This is a genomic window from Pseudomonas sp. LBUM1671, assembly GCF_059695685.1.
The window spans coordinates 1,182,452-1,204,089 of sequence record NZ_CP166782.1 but is presented as its reverse complement, the minus strand read 5'-3'; the positions used below and the strand labels follow the sequence as shown (position 1 = coordinate 1,204,089).

At 58.8% G+C, this 21,638-nt stretch carries 18 protein-coding genes and 1 pseudogene; 3 read left to right on the top strand and 16 right to left on the bottom strand.

Annotated elements, in window-relative coordinates; translation table 11 throughout:
* Positions 1 to 2 precede the first annotated feature (2 nt).
* The 3 genes from ACA060_RS05310 (at position 3) to lptF (ending at position 1,975) form a co-directional block, all read left to right on the top strand.
* The gene (locus ACA060_RS05310) at positions 3 to 347 is read left to right on the top strand and encodes a pilin assembly protein (protein ID WP_497315851.1); all 345 of its coding nucleotides are present in this window, start codon (positions 3 to 5) and stop codon (positions 345 to 347) included.
* A 375-nt stretch (positions 348 to 722) separates the two neighbouring features.
* A complete protein-coding gene (locus tag ACA060_RS05305) occupies positions 723 to 1,136 on the top strand; it encodes a DUF4398 domain-containing protein (RefSeq protein WP_109628176.1) in 414 nt (137 codons plus the stop codon).
* A gap of 50 nt (positions 1,137 to 1,186) precedes the next feature.
* Positions 1,187 to 1,975 carry a lipotoxin F family OmpA-related lipoprotein LptF gene (gene lptF, locus ACA060_RS05300; RefSeq protein WP_109628175.1) on the top strand — a complete coding sequence of 263 codons (789 nt, stop codon included), beginning with the start codon at positions 1,187 to 1,189 and terminating at the stop codon, positions 1,973 to 1,975.
* Between the two features lie 271 nt (positions 1,976 to 2,246).
* On the opposite strand, the gene ACA060_RS05295 is transcribed toward lptF, so the two are convergent.
* From ACA060_RS05295 to ACA060_RS05220, 16 genes and pseudogenes are all read right to left on the bottom strand, one after another.
* Positions 2,247 to 2,576 (bottom strand): PA3694 family proteiin, encoded by a 330-nt coding sequence (locus ACA060_RS05295; RefSeq protein ID WP_497315849.1) that lies wholly within the window; start codon positions 2,574 to 2,576, stop codon positions 2,247 to 2,249.
* A complete protein-coding gene (locus ACA060_RS05290) occupies positions 2,573 to 3,487 on the bottom strand; it encodes an alpha/beta hydrolase (RefSeq protein ID WP_497315847.1) in 915 nt (304 codons plus the stop codon). Before ACA060_RS05290 ends, ACA060_RS05295 begins: the two co-directional genes overlap by 4 nt.
* A gap of 149 nt (positions 3,488 to 3,636) precedes the next feature.
* Positions 3,637 to 4,914: a flavohemoglobin expression-modulating QEGLA motif protein gene (locus tag ACA060_RS05285; RefSeq protein WP_109628172.1), complete on the bottom strand. Its 1,278-nt coding sequence runs from the start codon at positions 4,912 to 4,914 to the stop codon at positions 3,637 to 3,639.
* 36 nt (positions 4,915 to 4,950) lie between these two features.
* Positions 4,951 to 5,505, bottom strand: a complete 555-nt coding sequence (locus ACA060_RS05280; RefSeq protein WP_109628171.1) for a hypothetical protein — start codon at positions 5,503 to 5,505, stop codon at positions 4,951 to 4,953.
* A 159-nt stretch (positions 5,506 to 5,664) separates the two neighbouring features.
* On the bottom strand, positions 5,665 to 6,381 hold the full coding sequence (locus ACA060_RS05275) for a TetR/AcrR family transcriptional regulator (protein ID WP_497315844.1): 717 nt from the start codon (positions 6,379 to 6,381) through the stop codon (positions 5,665 to 5,667).
* A 102-nt stretch (positions 6,382 to 6,483) separates the two neighbouring features.
* Positions 6,484 to 7,986, bottom strand: coding sequence for a lysine--tRNA ligase (gene lysS / locus ACA060_RS05270; RefSeq protein ID WP_497315842.1), 1,503 nt, complete (start codon positions 7,984 to 7,986; stop codon positions 6,484 to 6,486).
* Between the two features lie 71 nt (positions 7,987 to 8,057).
* Positions 8,058 to 9,153, bottom strand: a protein-coding gene (gene prfB / locus ACA060_RS05265; protein WP_102593528.1) for a peptide chain release factor 2 whose coding sequence is annotated in 2 segments (ribosomal slippage) — positions 8,058 to 9,080 and positions 9,082 to 9,153 — 1,095 coding nt in all. Because the reading frame shifts where the segments join, the coding sequence is not laid out codon by codon here.
* 338 nt (positions 9,154 to 9,491) lie between these two features.
* The gene (locus ACA060_RS05260; protein ID WP_109628167.1) at positions 9,492 to 10,493 is read right to left on the bottom strand and encodes a diguanylate cyclase domain-containing protein; all 1,002 of its coding nucleotides are present in this window, start codon (positions 10,491 to 10,493) and stop codon (positions 9,492 to 9,494) included.
* Positions 10,494 to 10,541: 48 nt separating this feature from the next.
* Complete coding sequence (locus tag ACA060_RS05255) at positions 10,542 to 11,552, bottom strand: chemotaxis response regulator protein-glutamate methylesterase (protein WP_497315840.1); 1,011 nt, start codon at positions 11,550 to 11,552, stop codon at positions 10,542 to 10,544.
* Positions 11,549 to 13,837: a hybrid sensor histidine kinase/response regulator gene (locus ACA060_RS05250; protein WP_497315838.1), complete on the bottom strand. Its 2,289-nt coding sequence runs from the start codon at positions 13,835 to 13,837 to the stop codon at positions 11,549 to 11,551. Before ACA060_RS05250 ends, ACA060_RS05255 begins: the two co-directional genes overlap by 4 nt.
* Entirely contained in the window at positions 13,834 to 14,517 is a 684-nt protein-coding gene (locus ACA060_RS05245) for a chemotaxis protein CheW (RefSeq protein ID WP_497315836.1), read from the bottom strand. Before ACA060_RS05245 ends, ACA060_RS05250 begins: the two co-directional genes overlap by 4 nt.
* Positions 14,514 to 15,785, bottom strand: a complete 1,272-nt coding sequence (locus tag ACA060_RS05240; protein WP_497315834.1) for a CheR family methyltransferase — start codon at positions 15,783 to 15,785, stop codon at positions 14,514 to 14,516. The genes ACA060_RS05245 and ACA060_RS05240 overlap by 4 nt, the downstream gene beginning before the upstream one ends.
* Positions 15,782 to 16,318, bottom strand: a complete 537-nt coding sequence (locus ACA060_RS05235; protein WP_497315832.1) for a chemotaxis protein CheW — start codon at positions 16,316 to 16,318, stop codon at positions 15,782 to 15,784. The genes ACA060_RS05240 and ACA060_RS05235 overlap by 4 nt, the downstream gene beginning before the upstream one ends.
* Entirely contained in the window at positions 16,318 to 17,940 is a 1,623-nt protein-coding gene (locus tag ACA060_RS05230) for a methyl-accepting chemotaxis protein (protein WP_497315830.1), read from the bottom strand. The genes ACA060_RS05235 and ACA060_RS05230 overlap by 1 nt, the downstream gene beginning before the upstream one ends.
* A 344-nt stretch (positions 17,941 to 18,284) precedes the next feature.
* Positions 18,285 to 18,455, bottom strand: a pseudogene (locus ACA060_RS05225) (hypothetical protein); the annotation flags it as partial.
* Between the two features lie 121 nt (positions 18,456 to 18,576).
* Complete coding sequence (locus tag ACA060_RS05220; RefSeq protein ID WP_497315828.1) at positions 18,577 to 21,585, bottom strand: YncE family protein; 3,009 nt, start codon at positions 21,583 to 21,585, stop codon at positions 18,577 to 18,579.
* Positions 21,586 to 21,638: the final 53 nt, after the last annotated feature.

Here is a 21,638-nt window from a genome sequence, read left to right as displayed (position 1 = left end):
TTATGAAAATCCGCGAACTTGCCCAGCACTGGGAAGAAAACGCAAAAGGTCGCCTGACCGACACCGGTTACAGGATTCATCTGGACATGGAAGCGGCCGCACGGCTGGCGGCGATTATCGAGATGTACCCCAAACGCCAACCCGAGGAACTGCTTGGCGAGCTGATCGGTGCCGCGCTGGAGGAGCTCGAAAAGAGCTTTCCGTACGTGAAAGGATCGACTGTGGTGGCCACCGATGAAGAAGGTGATCCGCTGTACGAAGACGTCGGCCCTACCCCGCGCTTCCTCGCGTTGTCCCGTCGTCACTTGCATGATTTGTCATCCGTTGACGACAAGCAAAAACACTGATTTCCCCCAATACCTGTGGGAGCGAGCCTGCTCGCGATAGCGGTGTGTCAGCCAACAGAAATGTTGAATGTTCAACCGCAATCGCGAGCAGGCTCGCTCCCACATTGACCTGCGTACCCCCTTCAAAAATTGCGTACCCCAAGCCTTCAACAGGTCGGGTATACCGCTGCACATCGCCAAAGTTCCCGATTTAGAGCCTTGTCCGTTCGGTCAAATTATTTTCGGGCGATAGGCCATCTTCTCTGAACTTTTGAAAAACGCCTCGGGTCACAGCCAGTAACCACGCCTGGGACGGCCGTTTCAAAACACCCCGGAAATTGACGGTTACGGCTCCTTGCCCAGCATGGATTTTTAAGTTTTTCAGGAGTTATACCAATGGAGTTGAAGACCATGAAGATCAGCACTGCCAAGACCTCGTTCAATCAACTGCGCGGTTTGAAACTGGCTGCCCTTGCAATCGGCAGCAGCTTCGTACTGGCCGGTTGTGCCGGCAACCCGCCGACCGAGCAATTCGCCGTGACCCAATCAGCAGTGAATGGCGCCGTCAGCGCCGGCGGTACCGAATTTGCTGCCGTGGAAATGAAGTCCGCGCAAGACAAGCTCAAACAAGCCGAAATCGCCATGCACGACGAGAAGTATGCCGAGGCCAAAGTGCTGGCCGAGCAAGCTGAGTGGGACGCTCGCGTAGCTGAACGCAAAGCTCAGGCGATGAAAGCCGAACAAGCTGTGAAGGACTCTCAGAAAGGGGTTCAGGAACTGCGTCAGGAAAGTCAGCGCACCGTGCAGTAAGCGCGCATCCAGACCTCTGAAGCTCTTATCGATAGAAAGGACGAATTATTATGCGTAAACAATTGATGATCCCCGCTCTCCTGGCCGCAAGCGTTGCACTGGCTGCCTGCTCCACCCCGCCTAACGCGAACCTGGAACAGGCCCGCACCAACTACAGCGGCCTGCAAGCCAACCCGCAAGCCAGCAAAGTGGCGGCACTGGAAACCAAAGACGCCAGCGATTACCTGGACAAGGCCGACAAGGCTTACCTGGACAAGAAAGATCAGAACGAGGTCGATCAACTGGCGTATCTGACCAATCAGCGCGTTGAAGTGGCGAAGCAGACCATCGCCCTGCGCACCGCTGAAGCCAACCTGAAAAACGCTTCTGCGCAACGTGCCCAGGCACGTCTCGATGCTCGCGATCAGCAGATCAAGCAATTGCAGGACAGCCTCAACGCCAAGCAGACCGATCGCGGTACGCTGGTGACCTTCGGTGACGTGCTGTTTGCGACCGACCGTGCTGACCTGAAATCCAGCGGTCTGGTGAACATCAACAAACTGGCGCAGTTCCTTCAGGAAAACGCTGATCGCAAAGTGATCGTCGAGGGTTACACCGACAGCACCGGCACCGCGAGCCACAACCAGTCGCTGTCCGAGCGTCGTGCCGGTTCCGTGCGCATGGCGCTGGTGAAGATGGGCGTTGATCCAGCACGCATCGTTGCCCAGGGTTATGGCAAGGAATACCCGGTTGCTGAAAACACCAGCACCTCGGGTCGTGCAATGAACCGTCGTGTGGAAGTGACCATTTCCAACGACAACCAGCCCGTGATCCCGCGTTCGGCCATCAGCTCGAACTAAGCTTCGCCTGCTGAAACACAAAAGCCCCGCCTGAGTCGATCAGGCGGGGCTTTTTATGTCTGCAGATCACACAACTTCCTGTGGGAGCGAGCCTCTGTGGCGAGGGGATTTATCCCCGTTGGGCTGCGAAGCAGCCCCGAGACCAACAACTACGTTGGATCAGATACACCGCATGCAACGTTTTTACGACTGCTTCGCAGCCGAACGGGGATAAATCCCCTCGCCACAGAGGCTCGCTCCCACAGAGGATCTTTAGTGAGCTCCGGACTGGTTACTGCTCCAGCTTCTGCGGGGTTTCCTCGCCCATGCAACGCACGGCTTTTTTCTTGCTGTTGACCAGTACACCGGTCAGGCCTTTCTGTTCGGTGTCGAACATCACCAGTACGCCATCGATGCATTGGGCCACTTGCGCCGCAGGCTCCAGGGAGACTTTGTAGTCCTCCCCCGGCACGGTCTTGATCATGGTGAAGTCGCTGAGCAGCAGCGCATCTTCGGGTTTGGCGAAGTGCAGGTAGCCGTAGTACCACAAGGCGCCAACAGTGCCGAGGATGCTGCAGATACCGGTGATGATCATCGGGATGGCGTTACGTTCTTCACTCATTGCGGACTCTCTGAGGGTTCATCTTCTGAATTCGGGGGTGCCGGGTAATTGGGGATTTCACCCAGGCGGCGCAGGCCGTTGAAGTGCTGCGGGTCGTCGAGATAACGCAGCATGACTTTTCGCCAGACCGGGTCGGCAAAGGTCTGCACATGACCACCTCGGGTCAATTGCAGCACGCGCGGCGGCGGCGCAGCTTGATACAGACGGATGCCGTTGGAAAGGGGCACGATCGGATCGTCGATGCTGTGATAGATCAGTTTCGGCACGCCGTTGAGCTGCGCCATGGAATTGATCGCGCTGTCGCCGTCCGGCACCAGCCACGACAGCGGCACCTGGAACGCCCAGGTCAGCCAGGAATTGCTCAGGGCAAAGCGGCCGATGCTGCGGTAGCTGGCGGGCACGCCATCAAGGACGAAGGCCTTGAGTTGTTTCTGACGTTCGGGGTGCTGAACCAGGTAATGCACCGCCATCGATCCGCCAAGACTCTGGCCAAGCAGGATCAGCGGCCTGCCTTTGACTTCCGGCGCCTGGTCGAGCCACTTGAAGGCAGCGTCGATGTCCTGATAGATCGCCGGCAAACTCGGTTCGCCTTCAGACAAACCGTATCCGCGATAGTCGATCAGCAGCACTTGATAGCCTTCCTCCGGCAACCACCAACTGCCGCCCAGATGCATCGGCAGATTGCCGCCGTTACCGTGCAGATGCAGCACCGTACCTTTAACCTCGACACCTTTTTTCGCCGGCAGCCACCAAGCGTTCAGCCTGAGGCCATCGGCGGTGGTGAGGGTCACTTCGCGGTATTCGAGCTTGGCCTTTTCCGGGGTGAATATCTGGCCGGGTTCAGGGTAGAACAGCAGGGAGCTGCAACCGTTCAGGGTCAGGAGAAGGCAGACGATGCCGAGGATTCTCATCCGTTGAAACCTCGCAGAGATGGAGTGGGAAAGCACCGCGACCCTGTAGGAGCGAGGCTTGCCCGCGAAGGCGGTTTAACATTCAACATCTATGTTGACTGACATATCGACTTCGCGGGCAAGCCTCGCTCCTACAGGTCTTGTGGTGATCACAAAATATTGGAGTAATCCGCTTCGATCCGGTCCAGGCTCAGGTGGTTGAGGAAGTTGGAGAAGCACATCCACGCCGACAGTGCGTTCAGGTCGCGGAACTGATCCGGCAAATACTTGGGTGGCACCACCAGTCCTTCGTCCACCAACTGACGCAGGGTGCGCATGTCTTCCAGCGTGGTCTTGCCGCAAAACAGCAGCGGAATCTGCTCAAGCTTGCCTTTACGCACGGCCAACTGAATGTAGTTGTAAACCATGATAAAGCCCTTGAGGTAGGACAAGTCTTTGGTAAAGGGCAGGCCGGTCGGTATCGAACCACGGAACACCCGACTGGCGTTGCCGTAGCTTTCAGCCATTTCAAAACCTTGCTCGCGGAAGAACTCGAAGACCTGCAAGAAGTCCGCGCCCTCCTCCACCATGTGAATGGCTCGGGTGCGGTTGGTCAGTTTGCGCAGGCGGCTCGGGTAGGAAGCGAAGGTGATGATTTCCATCAGGATCGCCAGGCCTTCCTGGGTCACTGTCGACGACGGCGGACCTTTGGAGAGGAAAGTGCAGATCGGCTGGTTTAGCCCGTTGAGCGTGGTGCCGACGTGGACCAGCCCCTCATGCACCTCCAGGGCGCGCACGTCACGTTCGTTGAACATCGCGTCGGTGCGAATCTTGATGTAGTCGGCACCGGCCGCCGCATCGGCCACGATGCCGTCGGACTCGAACACCCGAATGGTTTCCTCGGCTTCGCCAAACACTTTGCTCAGCCGGGTTTGCAGCAGATGCACGGCATCCTTGGCGGTGAGGGTTTTCGGCTCGTCCTTCAGGTCACCCCGACCATCGATGTTGTTCAGGTAATCGGAGAGCATCAGGCCGAGGTCGGACAGCGTCGGGTCGCCGGCGTGGAACGCGTCGGACGCGGCGCCGTACAACTCCTGGGAAATCAGCCCGAAATCCTCGGTGCCGCGCGCTTCGAGCATGCGCACCACCATCCGGTATTCCTTGCACATGCGCCGCATGATCTGGCCGACCGGGTTGAACTGGCCGAGCTGACGGGTGATGTCACGCTCGATGTTCTGGAATTCCAGCTTCACTTTGCTGGAATCGAAAGACAGTGGCCGATTGAGGTAATAGTCGCGGTCCACCGCCGGCATTTCCTTGCCCTTGGCCTTGAGGAAACCCTTGCGGATGCTGTCGTCCCACTTGACCGCATCGAGGACGCGAATCGGCGTCTGCGCCAGCACAATGCGATCGGACAAAATGCGTATCGTCTGCTGGTAATCGTCCACCCGAAACTCCTGTAGAAAAACCGTTACGTGCTGGATCTATTTGGCTTTGGCCAGGCGCTGATAACGCACCGCCTCAACGAAGACATCGGAATTGGCCGGATCATCGAGGTAAGCGAAGACCTGGTCCATGCTGTTGTTGATCAAGACGCCGTCGCCATCATCGGTCTGGAAGCCTTCACCGCTCAGGGCTTCTTGTCCGAGGGCTTGATTGATTTGCTCGAGGTCGAGGTTGTAGATCACCAATTCGTGTTTATCGGTGAGTTCAAACCCGGCGATGATGAAATGCCCGCCGAACTGTGCCGGCACCTTCGCCGACAAGTACCAGCGGCTGCCATGACGCGACACCGTAAACGGGTAGGCTTCGCGCTCCTTGGGTGTGGCCTTGAAGTAGCCGACCGCCTGATAGCGATTGTCGCCCAGGCGCGTCAGTTCCAGATTCATAGGCTCGCCCCAGGCGTTGGTGCTGGTCCATTTACCCAGCAAACCTTTGGGCGCGGGGTCGCTGGCGGGCAGTGGGTCCTTGAAGGTCACCAGACAGCCACTGAGCAGCAGGAACGACAAGGCGATCACAACCACACGCCAGGCTTTCATTTAACACTCCCTATGAACACACGCAGCCCCGGATGGTCATCGAACCTGTAGGAGCGAGGCTTGCCCGCGAAGGCGATATGTCAGTCAACATAGATGTTGAATGTTAAGCCGCCTTCGCGGGCAAGCCTCGCTCCTACAGGGTCGCGGTGCACCCCGGAATTACACCGAGGCCAATACCAGGTGCATGTAGCGAGTCAGGATACCGAGCATTTCAGCCTCGGCGACAGGCTCGGCGTCGTTGAGCAGGCCCTGATATTCCATCCGTCCGATAATCGCCGTCAACACCTTGGCATCCTGTTGCGGTTCGCGCGAACCCAATACCTGGAAAAGCTGGCACGTGCCCTGTAGCAGAATTTGCTGATGTGAACGCACCAACAGCGCCAGGCGCGGGTTCAGCAGCGCTTCCTGGCGGAACGCCTGTTCGGCCATCAAGTGTTCGCGGCGGTTGATCAGTTGCCGGTGCACATAGTCCGCCATCAACCGCGCAATGTCGTCCGCCAGTTGCGAGCGCGACTCGGGGCTGCCGTCGCCGCTGACCACCATCTCGCGCAGCAGGCCCTCGTTGTTCACCCACAGCTTGGCCATGAACGCGGCGCTGCGTTCGACGTATTGGGCGAAGGTATCGGTGAGCAAGTCATCGATATCCTTGAAGTAATAAGTGGTGGCCGACAGCGGCACACCGGCCTCTGCGGCAACCGCACGGTGACGCACGGCCCGCACGCCATCACGCACGACAATGCGCATCGCCGCATCGAGAATCTCCTGTCGACGCTGCTCGCTGCCCTGTCGGCTGGCCTTTCGGCCTTGGTACTGAACACTTTCAGCGACTGCAGTGGCGACATCCGCTGCACCCTCTTGAGCCATTGCACGGTTCACGACAGGTATTCCTCTCTTACTTCAAAAGTAACCATTTGATACGTTTGTACCAGACAGGCAATAAAAAGCCGCCCATTTCAGGCGGCTTTTTTATCGAAACACTTACGCTTGCGGCCGCATGTGCGGGAACAGGATCACGTCGCGGATCGACGGTGAGTTGGTCAGCAACATCACCAGGCGGTCGATGCCGATCCCTTCACCCGCCGTTGGCGGCATGCCGTACTCCAGCGCGCGAACGAAGTCGGCGTCGTAGTGCATGGCTTCGTCGTCGCCCGCGTCCTTGTCGGCCACCTGAGCCATGAAGCGCTCGGCCTGGTCTTCCGCGTCATTCAACTCGGAATAGGCGTTGGCGATTTCGCGGCCACCGATGAACAGTTCAAAACGGTCGGTAACGCTTGGGTTCTCGTCGTTGCGACGGGCCAGCGGCGACACTTCGAACGGGTACTGGGTGATGAAGTGCGGCTGCTCCAGCTTGTGCTCGACCAGTTCTTCGAAAATCATTACCTGCAACTTGCCCAGACCTTCGAAGCCCAGCACCTTGGCGCCGGCCTTCTTGGCGATGGCGCGAGCCTTCTCGATGTCGTTCAGGTCGTCAGCGGTCAGCTCGGGGTTGTACTTGAGGATCGAGTCGAACACCGACAGACGCACGAACGGTTCGCCGAAGTGGAACACTTTGTCGCCATATGGCACGTCGGTGCTGCCCAGAACCAGTTGCGCCAGTTCGCGGAACAGCTCTTCGGTCAGGTCCATGTTGTCTTCGTAGTCGGCGTACGCCTGGTAGAACTCCAACATGGTGAATTCAGGGTTGTGACGGGTCGAAACGCCTTCGTTACGGAAGTTGCGGTTGATCTCGAACACTTTCTCGAAGCCGCCGACAACCAGGCGCTTCAAGTACAGCTCAGGCGCGATACGCAGGAACATTTCCATGTCCAGCGCGTTGTGGTGAGTCTCGAACGGCTTGGCCGCAGCGCCGCCCGGGATGGTTTGCAGCATCGGCGTTTCGACTTCGAGGAAGTCGCGCTTCATCAGGAAGCTGCGGATGTGCGCAATCACTTGCGAACGCACGCGGAAGGTCTGGCGCACCTCTTCGTTGACGATCAGGTCAACGTAGCGCTGACGGTAGCGCTGTTCGGTGTCGGTCAGGCCGTGGTGCTTGTCCGGCAGCGGGCGCAGCGACTTGGTCAGCAGGCGCACTTCGGTCATTTCAACGTACAGGTCGCCCTTGCCGGAACGGGCCAGGGTGCCAACGGCTGCAATGATGTCGCCCATGTCCCAGGTTTTCACCGCGGCCAGGGTATCTTCGGACAGGGTCTTGCGGTTGACGTAGACCTGGATGCGCCCGGTCATGTCCTGGATCACCATGAACGAGCCACGGTTGAGCATGATGCGACCGGCAACCTTGACCGGGATCGCAGCCTCTGCCAGCTCTTCCTTGGTCTTGTCCGCGTACTGTTTCTGCAAGTCTTCGCAGTAGTTGTCGCGGCGGAAGTCGTTGGGGAAGGCATTGCCCTTGGCGCGCTCGGCAGCAAGCTTTTCCTTGCGCAGGGCGATCAGGGAGTTTTCTTCCTGTTGCAGGGCTTGCGGGTCGAGTTGTAGGTCGCTCATGTCTTTAAAAATTCCATCACAGGTTCGTTGCCCCCACCGAGGGCAGGGGACTTAAGGTCTTGACTGACGGTTTACAGCCCTTGTTTCAGGCTCGCCACCAGGTATTCGTCGATATCGCCGTCGAGTACCTTGTCGCAGTCACTGCGTTCGATGTTAGTGCGCAAATCCTTGATTCGCGACGCATCGAGCACGTAAGAGCGAATCTGGTGACCCCAGCCGATGTCCGACTTGGTGTCTTCCAGGGCCTGGGAGGCGGCGTTGCGTTTCTGCACTTCCTGCTCGTACAAGCGCGCCCGCAACATTTTCATCGCGGTGTCTTTGTTGGCGTGCTGGGAGCGTTCGTTCTGGCAGCTGACCACGGTGTTGGTCGGTACGTGAGTAATCCGTACGGCCGAGTCGGTGGTGTTTACGTGCTGACCACCGGCACCCGAGGAGCGGTAGGTGTCGATGCGCAGGTCCGACGGGTTGATGTCGATTTCGATGTTGTCATCGATTTCCGGCGACACGAACACGGCCGAGAACGAGGTGTGGCGACGGTTGCCGGAGTCGAACGGACTCTTGCGCACCAGACGGTGCACGCCGATCTCGGTGCGCAGCCAGCCAAAGGCGTATTCGCCCTTGATGTGGACCGTGGCGCCCTTGATCCCGGCGACTTCACCGGCCGACAGCTCCATGATGGTCGCGTCGAAACCGCGTTTGTCAGCCCAGCGCAGGTACATGCGCAACAGGATGTTGGCCCAGTCCTGGGCTTCGGTACCGCCGGAGCCGGCCTGGATGTCCAGGTAGGCGTTGTTGGCGTCCATCTCACCGCTGAACATGCGACGGAATTCGAGTTTTTCCAGCGACTCGCGCAGGCGCTCGACTTCGGCAGCGACGTCATCGACGGCGGCCTGGTCTTCTTCTTCGGCGGACATCAGCAGCAAATCTTTGGCATCGGCCAGACCGCTGTGCATTTCGTCGAGGGTTTCGACGATCTGAGCCAGCAGCGACCGCTCGCGGCCCAGTTCCTGAGCGTACGACGGGTTGTTCCAGACAGCCGGATCTTCAAGCTCGCGATTGACTTCAGTCAGACGCTCATGCTTTTGATCGTAGTCAAAGATACCCCCGAATAGTTTCGGAGCGCTCGGACAGGTCCTTGATACTGTTAAGGATCGGGTTGATTTCCATGGCGGGCAGCACTCGTTGGCGAACTTTTGAAAGCCGGCGAGTATAACGTAATCAAGCTGTCACGGCAGCCCGCCTGGCGGCTTTAGGGGCGAATGGATTGAGGTTATTTGCCTGGCTTGAGATCGCTCCCCTCACCCTAACCCTCTCCCCAGAGGGTAGAGGGGACTGACCGAGTTGTTCTTAGAGTTACATCGACCTGAAATTCCGAGTCGAACTCAGGCTTTGAAAAGCTTGAAGATCTGCTCCCTTTCCCCCTCTCCCCTCTCCCCTCTCCCCTCTGGGGAGAGGGCTGGGGTGAGGGGTGGATTCAAGCCGCAGCACAAAATCCCAACCAATCCTCACTCAATCCCTACCTGATTACGCCCATTGTTCTTCGCCAGGTACAGCCCCTTGTCCGCCGCCGAGATCAGTTGCCGGCAATCGCTGCCCGGCTGCGGGATCATGGTCGACAGGCCGATGCTGATGGTCAGGCTTGAGCCTTCGCTGGGGACAATGTGCGGAATCTTCAGCGCTTCCACAGTCATGCGAAGTTTTTCCGCCACCAGGCGCGCGCCACCCGGTGTGGTGTTGGGCAGCACCAGGACAAACTCTTCTCCGCCGTAACGGGCCGGCAGGTCCGACGGCCGGGCGCTGGCGTCGCGAATCGCGGTGGCAACTTTACGCAGGGCTTCATCGCCTTCGAGGTGGCCAAAACTGTCGTTGTAGGACTTGAAGTAGTCGACATCGATCATCAACAGCGACAACTGGCTCTGATCGCGCAGCGAACGGCGCCATTCCAGTTCCAGGTATTCGTCGAAGTGCCGGCGGTTCGACAGCCCGGTCAAGCCGTCGGAATTCATCAGCCGCTGCAACACCAGGTTGGTGTCGAGCAATTGCTGCTGGCTGACCCGCAGCGCGCGGTAGGCCGCATCGCGCTGCAACAGCGTCATGTAGGAACGCGAGTGATAGCGAATGCGCGCCACCAGTTCGATGTTGTCCGGCAGCTTGACCAGGTAATCATTGGCCCCGGCCGCAAACGCCGCGCTCTTGATCAGCGGGTCTTCCTTGGTCGAGAGAACAATGATCGGGATGTTTTTGGTCGCCGGATGGTTGCGGTATTCACGCACCAGGCTCAGGCCGTCCAGGCCGGGCATCACCAGATCCTGCAGGATCACCGTCGGTTTGATACGGATCGCCTGCGCAATGGCCTGGTGCGGGTCGGCGCAGAAGTGGAAGTCGATATTGTCTTCGTTCGACAACCCGCGGCGCACCGCTTCGCCGATCATCGCCTGATCGTCCACCAATAACACCATGGCGGCGTTTTCGTCGGTCTTGAAGTCGTCGAGCTGTAAGTCAGTCATGTGCGGTCACCTGAATACTGCTTGGGCCAGGATTGCTGCGAAAAGTCTTCATTTGGGGAAAATCTCCAGCAATCGTGGCGCTATCTTGTCCAGTGGGCGAACTTCCACGGCGGCATCGATGGCCACTGCCGCTTTCGGCATTCCGTAAACCGCACTGCTTTGTTGGTCCTGCGCGATGGTCAGGTAGCCCTGTTGGCGCATGAGTTTAAGCCCCTGCGCGCCGTCGCGCCCCATGCCGGTGAGCAAAACGCCCACGGCATCGCCGTTCCAGTAACTGGCCACGCTCTCGAAAAACACATCGATCGAGGGCCGATAGATCTCGTTGACCGGTTCGGCGGTGTAGGCCAGCGTGCCGTTTTTCAGCAAGCGAATATGATGGTTGGTGCCCGCCAGCAACACCGTGCCGGCCTGCGGCGGCTCGCCTTCCTGGGCCAGTCGTACGTTCAAGCCGCTGGCGCTGCTGAGCCATTCGGCCATGCCAGCGGCGAATACTTGGTCCACATGTTGCACCAACACTATCGCGGTCGAAAAGTCCTGTGGCAGGCCCTTGAGCAAGACTTCCAGCGCCGCCGGACCGCCGGCGGACGAGCCGATCGCGATCAGGCGCTGGCGCGAGGCCGAACTGCGCAGCGGGCTGGGGGCCGGTCGTTCGCGATTGCCCTTGTCACCAATCAGCCAGCCAATGTTCATGATCTTGCGCAACAACGGCGCCGCGGCCTCTTGGGCATTGCCGGCACCGAGGGCCGGGGTGTCGACCACGTCCAGCGCGCCGTGCCCCATGGCCTCGAACACCCGGTGCACGTTCTGCTGACGGTCGACCGTAACAATGACGATGGCACAAGGCGTGTCGGCCATGATCCGCCGGGTAGCCTCCACGCCGTCCATTACCGGCATGATCAGGTCCATCAGGATCAGGTCCGGTGTGTATTCGGCGCAACGCTGCACCGCCTCGGCGCCATTGCCGGCGACCCAGACCACTTCATGCGCCGGTTCGAATGCCAGGGCGCGGCGCAGGGCCTCCACGGCCATGGGCATGTCGTTGACGATCGCTATTTTCATGCCCGCGCTCCTCCGATGAGCTCAACCACTGCGTCAAGCAGGGCGTCGTCATGAAAACTGGCTTTGGCTAGATAATAGTCGGCTCCGGCGTCCAGTCCACGACGACGGTCTTCTTCGCGATCCTTATAGGACACCACCATAACCGGCAGCGATTGCAGGCGATTGTCCTGGCGCAACAAAGACACCAGTTCGATGCCGTCCATGCGCGGCATATCAATGTCGGTGATCAGCAGATCGAAATCCTCCGAACGCAGCGCGTTCCAGCCATCCATACCGTCGACCGCCACGGCCACGTCGTAACCGCGATTGAGCAGCAACTTGCGCTGCAACTCGCGAACGGTCAACGAATCGTCGACCACCAGGATCCGTTTGCGAGCCGCCTCGACGACTTGGCTGCCTTGACGGGCAATTCGCTCAAGACGCCCAGTGTTGAGCAGTTTGTCCACCGAGCGCAGCATGTCTTCAACGTCGACGATCAGCACCACCGACCCGTCGTCGAGCAAAGCCCCGGCGGAAATGTCCTGCACCTTGCCCAGACGTTCGTCCAGCGGCAATACCACCAGTGTCCGATCGCCGATAAAGCGCTCGACCGCCACGCCGTAAATCGCCTCGCGCTCGCGGATCACCACGACTTTCAGGGTTTGCTGGCTGCTCGCGCTCGCCGGGCGCTGCAACAGCTGACTGGCGGCAACCAGCCCGACGTGCCGGCCTTCGTACCAGAAGTGCTGACGCCCTTCGACCTGAACAATGTCCGCCGGCTCCAGGTCGCACATGCGCTCGATGTGCGCCAGCGGAAACGCATACGCCTCGTCACCGACCTCCACCACCAGACTGCGCACCACCGACAGCGTCAGCGGCACTTCGAGGTGAAAACGGCTGCCCTCGCCCGCCGTTTGCTCCAGCACCACTGCGCCACGCAACTGGCGGACCATGTGCTGAACCGCATCGAGGCCGACGCCGCGCCCGGACACTTCGGTGACCGTGTCGCGCAGGCTGAAACCCGGCAGGAACAGGAACGTCAGCAGCTCTTCTTCGCTCAACTGGGCAGCCGTTTCAGCGGGGGATAACTGCCGCGCGATGATGCTGCGGCGAACCTTTTCCAGATCGACGCCGCTGCCGTCATCGCTGAGTTCCAGCACCAACAATCCGGCTTGATGGGAGGCGCGCAGACGAATCAGGCCTTCTTCTGGTTTACCCGCCAGCAGACGTTGCTCGGGGGACTCGATGCCGTGATCGACGGCGTTGCGCAGCAAGTGCGTCAGCGGCGCTTCGAGTTTTTCCAGGACGTCACGATCCACCTGGGTTTTCTCGCCCTCGATCTCCAGCCGCACCTGTTTACCAAGACTGCGTCCGAGGTCGCGAACCATGCGCACTTGCCCGCCCAACACGTCGGCAAACGGCCGCATGCGACAGGCCAGCGCGGTGTCGTACAAAACCTGCGCCCGTTGACTGGCCTGCCAGGCAAACTCATCCAGCTCGGCGTTTTTTTCCACCAGCACTTGCTGCGCCTCGGCCAGCAGCCGTCGGGCATCGCCCAAGGCTTCCTGGGCTTCGAGGCTCAAGGCGTGTTCCTTGAGGTGGACATTGAGGTTTTCCAGCGCCCGCAGGCCATTGTTCTGCATACGCTTGAGGCGCTGCATTGTGGCCAGGTGCGGCTTGAGTCGCTGGGTTTCCACCAGGGATTTGCTCGACAAATCGAGCAGGCTGTTCAAGCGTTCGGCCGTGACGCGCAGCACCCGTTCGCCAGTATCTGTGGTGCGCCGGGTTCTTTTCGCTGGCTCTAGCGGTGGTGGTACGGCGACCGGAATCAGTGCTTCGACCGTTGGCGCGAGCGCTTCAGGTTCGGACTCGGTGATGAACGGCGCGATAGGCGTGCTGATCGGCACGGCCAACGCCAGCGGATCCAGCAGCCGCGCCATCAACGCCACATAGGCCTCGATATCCGTCGGCCCCGGGTTGTTATTCGGCGTCGCAATGCGCATCAGCAAATCGGTGCCTTGCAACAAGGCGTCGATGTGCTCGGGCCGCAGGTACAAGCGCCCTTCCTGCGCGCTGACCAGGCAATCTTCCATCACATGCGCGACGCTGACGCCGGCATCGACGCCGACAATCCGCGCCGCACCTTTGAGCGAGTGAGCCGCGCGCATGCACGATTCAAGGTGATCGGCCTGGGTCGGATCGCGTTCGAGCGCCAAAAGACCCGCGCTCAGCACCTGGGTCTGGGCTTCGGCTTCGAGGCTGAACAGCTCCAGCAACGAGGCGTCGCGCATTTGCTCGGGGGTCATGTGAGGCTCCGGGTCACGGCGGACAACAGCTGTTCTTCATCCAGCCAACGCAGGCTGCGACCCTTGAATTGCAACACACCCCGGGTGTATCTGGCGCTGGCCTGGGTGCCGGACTGCGAAGCGGCCTCAAGGATGCGCTCGTCGATGGCGTGAATCCCGTCCACTTCGTCCACCGGCACCACTACTGGCCCGCCGTGAGCGGCAATGATCAGCATCCTCGGCATCACCCGCGCGCCAGAGGCCACGCTGCCGGAGCCATCCAGACCGAGCAGCTCCACCAGCGACAGGCACGCCACCAACGCACCGCGCACGTTCGCCACGCCGAGCAACGCCCGGGAGCGCTGATGCGGCAACGAGTGAATCGCTTGCAGCGGCGCGACTTCCACCAGGCTGCGGGTGGCCAGGCCCAGCCATTCTTCGCCGAGACGAAACATCAGCAGCGAGCGGGTTTTCACGTCGATTTCGACCGCCACCGAGACCTGCTCGCGATCGACCTGTTGCAAGGCGTAGCGGTCGAGCAAGCGCGTGGCAGCGGCTGAATACACCGCGCAGTTGCGGCAGTGAATGTGTTCGATCAGCAGCGGGCAGGATTTGTCGCCGTGGATCCCTATGCGGTTCCAGCAGTCATCGATGGCCAGGGCATCTTCATGGGTGACGCTCAAGGTGTCGGAGGCGTTCATCGTTTACGCTCACTGTCGGCGGCGCGCTCGCTGCGGGCGGCGCGGTCCTGCAATCTTTTGGCACCCGCCGAGTCGCCCTGGGATTGCAGCAAGGCAGCCAGGTGCATCAACGCGTCGGGGTGTTGCGGTTCGAGGTACAACGCCTTGCGATAAAAACCCTGGGCTTCGAGGACTCTGCCGCCGACATCACTGAGCAGTCCCAGCCAGTAAAACACCTGGGCCACCGGTTCGTGACTGCGCAAATACGTTTCGCAGGCCGCGCGGGCGTCGGCACTTTTGCCTTCGTTGGCCAGTGCGGCAATGTTCGCCAGCAGCGCGGCAGCGTCCGCGATAGCCGTTTTCGGCGTGTTGGGCAGCGGCGCGACGGTGGTGAACGGACGATTGCGCACGGGCGGCGGTGTCACGCTGCGCACCGGTTGGCGCACTGGCAGCGGCGTCGGTACGAAGACCGGCACAGGCTGAGGCGCCGGCGCGCTCTGGCGGCTGAACGCAAAAGACTGCGGGATGCCAATCGAGCGCATGCCGAAACGGCCGAGCAAATTGCCTTCGGCCGGGCCGATAAACAGCACACCGTCGACATGCGTCAGGCGTTTGAGCACTTCGAAGACTTGCTGCTGGGTGGGCAGATCGAAATAGATCAGCAGGTTGCGGCAGAACACAAAATCGTAAGGCGGCTCGCTGGCCAACAATGCCGGATCGAGCAGATTGCCGACCTGCAAACGCACCTGTTCCAGCACACGCTCGTCGAGGCGGTAGCCCTCTTCTTCGGCACTGAAATGCCGCTCGCGAAACTCGATGTCCTGGCCACGAAACGAATTCTTGCCGTACAGCGCGCGCTTGGCCTTTTCCACCGACAGCGGGCTGACGTCCATGCCTTCGACCTTGAACTGATGCGGCTTGAGTCCGGCATCGAGCAAGGCCATGGCGATGGAGTACGGCTCCTCGCCTGTGGAGCACGGCAGGCTGAGAATCCTCAACGCACGCATGTTGTTGATCTCGGCCAAGCGCTGGATCGCCAGTTTCGCCAAGGTCGCGAAGGATTCCGGGTAGCGGAAAAACCAGGTCTCGGGAACGATCACTGCTTCGATCAACGCCTGCTGTTCGTCTCGCGAACCTTGCAGCGTGTGCCAATACTCATCGGCCGTCAGCGCCCTGGAAGCGGTGCTGCGCTGGCGCACCGCGCGTTCGATGATCGCCGGGCCCACCGACGTCACGTCGAGGCCGATGCGTTCCTTGAGGAAGTCGAAAAAACGCTGATCGCTGCTCATGGCCGCTCCTCAAGCAGCGCCGGGTCCAGCGGTGGCGAAGGAAACAGCAGTGCGCGCACCTGATCATCGAGCAGATCGGCCACCCGCACCCATTGAAGCAAACCCTGGGCATCTTCTCGGACCGGCCCCAGGTAAGGCGCCTGGCGATTGTCCAGGCCATAGGGTTTAAAGTCCGCCGGGTTGCAGCGCAAGGTGTCGGTGGCCTGCTCCAGAATCAGTCCGAGCAACTGTGCAGGGGTTTCCTCATCCGGCCAATAGTGCACCAGCACCAACCGCGTGCTGTTGCGGGCTTGCGCCGGCTCGCCAAACGTCAGCGCGCTGAGGTCGATCACCGGCACCACCGTGCCGCGATAGGCGAACACCCCGGCAACCCAGGCCGGTGCCTTGGCAATCGGCTTCAACGGCAGGCGCGGCAGCACCTCGGCCACTTCGCGCGCCTGCAAGGCATAACGTTCGTTGCCGATGCGAAACAGCAGAAACAACGCGTGTTTTGCCGGCACCACCGCGCCGCGTTTGACCACAAGTTCGCTCATCAGACTTTGAATCGCGAGACGCCGCCCCGCAGCCCTACGGCCACCTGGCTCAGCTCGTCAATGGCAAAACTGGCTTGGCGCAGGGACTCAACGGTCTGGCTGCTGGCATCGCCCAACTGCACCAGCGCGTGGTTGATCTGTTCGGCGCCGGTGGCTTGCGCCTGCATGCCTTCGTTGACCATCAACACCCGCGGCGCCAGCGCCTGAACCTGGTGGATGATCTGCGACAGTTGCTCGCCGACCTGCTGCACTTCGGACATGCCGCGGCGCACTTCTTCGGAGAATTTGTCCATGCCCATAACCCCGGCCGAGACCGCCGACTGGATCTCACGGACCATCTGCTCGATGTCGTAGGTAGCGACGGCGGTCTGGTCCGCCAGACGCCGCACTTCGGTGGCGACCACGGCAAACCCGCGACCGTATTCGCCAGCCTTTTCGGCTTCGATGGCGGCGTTCAGCGACAAGAGATTGGTCTGGTCGGCGACTTTGACGATGGTCACCACCACTTGGTTAATGTTGCCGGCCTTCTCGTTGAGGATCGCCAGTTTGGCGTTGACCAGATCCGCCGCGCCCATCACCGAGTGCATGGTTTCTTCCATCCGCGCCAGGCCTTGCTGCCCGGAGCCGGCCGCGACCGAGGCCTGATCGGCGGCGGTGGAGACTTCGGTCATGGTGCGCACCAGATCACGGGAAGTGGCGGCGATTTCACGGGACGTCGCGCCGATCTCGGTGGTGGTGGCCGCGGTTTCGGTGGCAGTGGCCTGTTGTTGCTTGGAGGTCGCGGCGATCTCGGTTACCGACGTGGTGACCTGGACCGAGGAGCGTTGGGCCTGAGACACGAGCGAGGTGAGCTCGGTCATCATGTCGTTGAAGCCGGTTTCCACAGCGCCGAATTCGTCTTTGCGCTCCAGATTCAGACGGCCGCTGAGGTCGCCGGTGCGCATGATTTCGAGGATCTGCACAATCCGGTTCATCGGCGCCATGATCGCGCGCATCAACAGCAAACCACAGAGGCCGGCGGCCAATACCGCGACCAGCAGGGAAATGCCCATGATCACTTTCGCGGTAATCACAGCGTCATCGATGGCCGCAATGTCCTGATCAGCCACGGCTTTGTTTTCGCGAATGATGTCATTGAGCTTCATGCGACCTGCGGTCCAGGCCGGGGTCAGTTGCTCGTTGAACATCTTGATGGCCTCGGCTTCCTGATTGCGCTTGTGCAGGTCGAGCACAGCGGCCAGAACCTTGTTGTAATCATCATGGAGTTTTTCGAAAACAGCGTATTCGACCTTGTCTTCATCCGTGGTGACGGTGCCCTGGTAATTCTTCATCTGCTCCAGCAAACGCGCCTCGAAGTTTTTGAAGCTTTCGGCTTCTTCAGCGCTGAAACCCTGCCCCTCTTTCAAACCGAGCATTTCCTGGGTCCGAAGGTAGGTGTCGACCCAGGCGCTGCGAATCATCGAGCTGTAATACAACCCGGGCAACGCGTCCTCACGAACACTGGCTTCGCTGGTTTCAATCTTCAACAGCCGCGAATACGAGACGATGACCATCAGCAACATGATGGCGATAATCACCGCAAAGCTCGCCAAGATGCGTTGGCGCAACGTCCAGTTCTTCACAGTCAGTCCTCGGGGCGGGTCAAATGCTGCGGAGTATAGCTGAGGGTGTTGCGTTTATAAGACAGGTGTCATGCCACTGCTCAATCTGACGTGTACCCGATCAGGACTCCAATGTTGGCCGTCGCGGACCTCAAGCGTTGTTGTCGGTGGTCGCTTAAGTGTGGGTAGGCTTGGGGCGAGTGCACATCAACGATGCACCCGCAAACCCATAAGGCTCAAGTCATCGCCTGACGCACCTGTTTCTCCAACTCAGCCTTCAAACCCGGCTCCAGATTCAACTGGCGCGCCAGTTAATCAAGGTACGACTTCGCCATGAAGCTCTCCTCATCCACCAGCATCACGCTGGCGATGCCGCCGACTTTGCGCGCCTTCTTGTTACCCAGCAAAAGCCCCATGGCGCCGGCCGCCAATGCCCCGCCGCCCGCACCCGAGAGCAAGCTGCCGAGGCCGCCCGAACCACCGTTGCTACCGAGCAGGCCGCCACTGGACGCGTTGTTCTGCGCCGCGCCGGCCAATTGATCATCGGCGTAACCAGTCTGGTGGCTGGTTATTACCTCGTGGATCTGCTCACCAGAGTAAATAGATCCGTCAACATTTCACGCCATTTCACGCACCGGCTTCGTTTATGTTTTAGTGCTACCTGATTTGAATGGAAGACATTTTTGCTAGATCGCTATAACAAACGTAGAGGCGGGCATCATCCGGACTGATGAAAATATGTCTTGGCTTTCCCGCGACGTCTAAAATCCTTACCACCTTTAAACTTACGGTATCGACGACCCTTACTATGCTCTCATCAGTACTTGCAACGAACAGTAAGCGACCGTCAGAACCCAGTGCAATAGCCCCTCCTCCTAACAACGCTTCTAGTACATGACTCACAGATAGAGTTTCAGCGTTGAACACCCTAATTCTTTTTTCACCGGAATAGCTAACGTAGAGAACTCTCCCATCCGAGCTCATAGCAAAACCACCCACCCGACCCTGAAACACCGAGCTGGTCCTGAATATCACTTTCTTGCGGGGATCGAAAATCGATAGCTTTGCCGTATTAATTTCACAGACAAATACGTTTTTACTGCTTGGACTAATAGCTATGAAATCTTCATAACTAAAACCACCCACAGAAAAAACTTCTTCCTCTCGCATAAGTGCCGTGTTAATCATCACAAGGCCAGAAGACCCTACAAAATAAGCATGAACGCCGTCCAGACTAAAAACACCCTTTCCCGCTGTATATGTACTTGAGATCCTAGCAAGCCTTTCAGAAGCCATTAAATTTACAATTGTTATACCATAGCAAACAAAGGCACGCCCCCCGTCCGGACTGACAGTTACGAGGGGACCATGAGATTCCGTGATAGCTGTCCCAATGACCTGCAACGTCTGACTATCAATGACCAAGAGGCCACTGTGCGTGTCAGCAGCATAGATACGGGTACCATCAGGACTTATAACAACGTCTCTGGTTAATCTATTAGACGCTAGCTCCCCCAACTTCCCCCGAGCCGTAACATTCAAGGCGGCGACTACGGGCTGACCATCAAGTTCTGCCTGGAGCGAGTAACTTGCTTGAGGTGCATCAGGTGCTTTAACTCCACTGATGATAATCTCGCCGAAAATGCCGGTTTTGAATTCACGACGCCCCTCCCCCCCGTCTGAGAATGTAAACCCTTTCGGAATAATTACAGAAATCGACTTTTGCTTGATGAACTCTCCGTTCGCGTCAACCACCTTCAATTCAATATTTTTTAGACGGCCTAGCGGAGCGACGGTATAAGGCGAATTTACAAACTCTAGCGTGTCATACATCCCTGCAGTAATCAGTGTATAGAGAACCGGTATGAAGGTCACAATCGTCTCAGCGTTTTCGTTCGGGTACAGATCTACACGCAACCGGACTGTCAACTGGTGGCCAGGCTTGAACTGCTCTAGTTCTGAACGCGGCAGTACATGATCAAGTCCACTCTCGACTTGAGCCGGTGTCAACTTTAAGCCATCTACGATAATAGAAACCTTGCGCTCACCATCAAACCCAGTGCCTTCGACTTGCAGCCAGTACCGTTGAAGAGCTGCAATAAACGGCCAAACTGGACAGACGACCTGCGCATCACCTTTGAACGACCGTAAATCCACCACTTTCGACCCGTTAATTTCAATGGCCTGCGTAATTTCCGCTGATGGAAAATTCGGATTTTCAGCGTTGATTCTCTCGATCGTAAGGGGCAGAAGTTTGGATTCCGTTTCCTTGCCGTCACGCAACAGCACCCACTTAAACCCCACCTCCAGGTTCGCGTTGGCCATGATGAAATCCCGGTTCAACTTGAAATTGGCGCGGGAGTTGACATTGAAAAGAATAAAGCCGAACACCGGCGTTCCCACGCCCGACGCTCCACCCGTGACCACCAGTTTGACTTTATCCCCAGTCTTCCAGCCGGTCGCCCAATCGACCCGCACCGTAAAACCATCCGGGTGTTTCGTTGGATCGATACTTTTGCCCACCAGCCCTGGCACCAAAGGTGCGGGCAATTCGCTGGAGCCTCCACCCACGACCTCCGCTTTGGTGAGGTATGAACTGGCCACAACCTTGCCGCTCCTCACGAGGCTGTAATCCACCCTTACCCAGGCGACCGCAATGACTTGAGCAGCCGGCATCTTCATTTCAACAAAGTCAGGAACCCGGTTAACTAGGACATCGGCCAGGGTTCGGGTCACCGGCGCGCCTTCGGCCGGGATGCAGGTATAAGTCAATCGAATGGAATCGCCTTTCTTCCAGAGGGGAGTACGGACATGCACTCTGGCAAACAGGAAGTCTTTGAGACTGGATCGATCAATGGTGTCGGCGTCATCCTCCTCTCCGGCCATATCCTCGATGAGATCCGGCCGATCCATCTCTTTTGGTTTGAGGTCGACGACTATCGAGAGCGCAATCGATGGAAGCCCGTCTTGCGTGTAGTTCTCTAGCTGGTCCCATACCGTATAGGAGACCAAGAAGCTCTCACTATTACCCCCTTCGATAAAGGCTTCTTCAGGGATCGGAATGTCAAACGAACCGCCGAGGTCATTCTGGGTCACGGTGTAGGTGAATGTATAACCGTTACAGTTAACCTCCACGACATCGTGGAGTTTCGCAAACGGGTAGGAAACGGTCAGCGGGATATCTTGCGCTGCCTCTTCCGGGCCCACGCCCAATTTTATAATCGCCTCAGGCAAGCCGATTTTCAGGTTGTCCTGGTAGTCATTGCCACCAAACGGGTCTCGGCCACCGGGGCGAATCAGAGAGTACAAGACCCATAGCTCGGGCGATTTCTCAGAGTTACCACTGCCACGCTCGGCCTCATACTGAAGATTTTGGGCACCTTCGCGAAGCAATGCCTTTGGCACTCTGAAACGGGTACGATCCTGCGCATCGACCTCATAAGGGACGTCGATGCGCCTGCCATTCAGGTAGAGGGTCAGCTTATCCGCAGCAGGAAAGGGAGCATCGACGATAACTTCCAGATGCCCTTTTTCTGTAAGTCTCAATGGGGCACCTAGAACGGGGTCGCCGACAGAGGGATCTTCCGACTTTACATTTAGAATTCCGCCGAAAATGTTCGGCGGAACCAAAGCCAGGGTTTCGGCAGCACTTGATGTATCGGTCATCACACACGCTCCTCGTCGACAAGCCGCAAAGAGCGGCGCAAGTAGCGGTATCA

Excerpts from the sequence above, each read along its gene's own strand:
- ACA060_RS05310 (WP_497315851.1), top strand. The coding sequence starts at position 3 with ATGAAAATCCGCGAACTTGCCCAGCACTGGGAAGAAAACGCAAAAGGT.
- ACA060_RS05305 (WP_109628176.1), top strand. The coding sequence starts at position 723 with ATGGAGTTGAAGACCATGAAGATCAGCACTGCCAAGACCTCGTTCAAT.
- lptF (WP_109628175.1), top strand. The coding sequence starts at position 1,187 with ATGCGTAAACAATTGATGATCCCCGCTCTCCTGGCCGCAAGCGTTGCA.
- ACA060_RS05295 (WP_497315849.1), bottom strand. The coding sequence starts at position 2,576 with ATGAGTGAAGAACGTAACGCCATCCCGATGATCATCACCGGTATCTGC.
- ACA060_RS05290 (WP_497315847.1), bottom strand. The coding sequence starts at position 3,487 with ATGAGAATCCTCGGCATCGTCTGCCTTCTCCTGACCCTGAACGGTTGC.
- ACA060_RS05280 (WP_109628171.1), bottom strand. The coding sequence starts at position 5,505 with ATGAAAGCCTGGCGTGTGGTTGTGATCGCCTTGTCGTTCCTGCTGCTC.
- lysS (WP_497315842.1), bottom strand. The coding sequence starts at position 7,986 with ATGAGCGACCTACAACTCGACCCGCAAGCCCTGCAACAGGAAGAAAAC.
- ACA060_RS05260 (WP_109628167.1), bottom strand. The coding sequence starts at position 10,493 with ATGACTGACTTACAGCTCGACGACTTCAAGACCGACGAAAACGCCGCC.
- ACA060_RS05255 (WP_497315840.1), bottom strand. The coding sequence starts at position 11,552 with ATGAAAATAGCGATCGTCAACGACATGCCCATGGCCGTGGAGGCCCTG.
- ACA060_RS05250 (WP_497315838.1), bottom strand. The coding sequence starts at position 13,837 with ATGACCCCCGAGCAAATGCGCGACGCCTCGTTGCTGGAGCTGTTCAGC.
- ACA060_RS05245 (WP_497315836.1), bottom strand. The coding sequence starts at position 14,517 with ATGAACGCCTCCGACACCTTGAGCGTCACCCATGAAGATGCCCTGGCC.
- ACA060_RS05240 (WP_497315834.1), bottom strand. The coding sequence starts at position 15,785 with ATGAGCAGCGATCAGCGTTTTTTCGACTTCCTCAAGGAACGCATCGGC.
- ACA060_RS05235 (WP_497315832.1), bottom strand. The coding sequence starts at position 16,318 with ATGAGCGAACTTGTGGTCAAACGCGGCGCGGTGGTGCCGGCAAAACAC.
- ACA060_RS05220 (WP_497315828.1), bottom strand. The coding sequence starts at position 21,585 with ATGACCGATACATCAAGTGCTGCCGAAACCCTGGCTTTGGTTCCGCCG.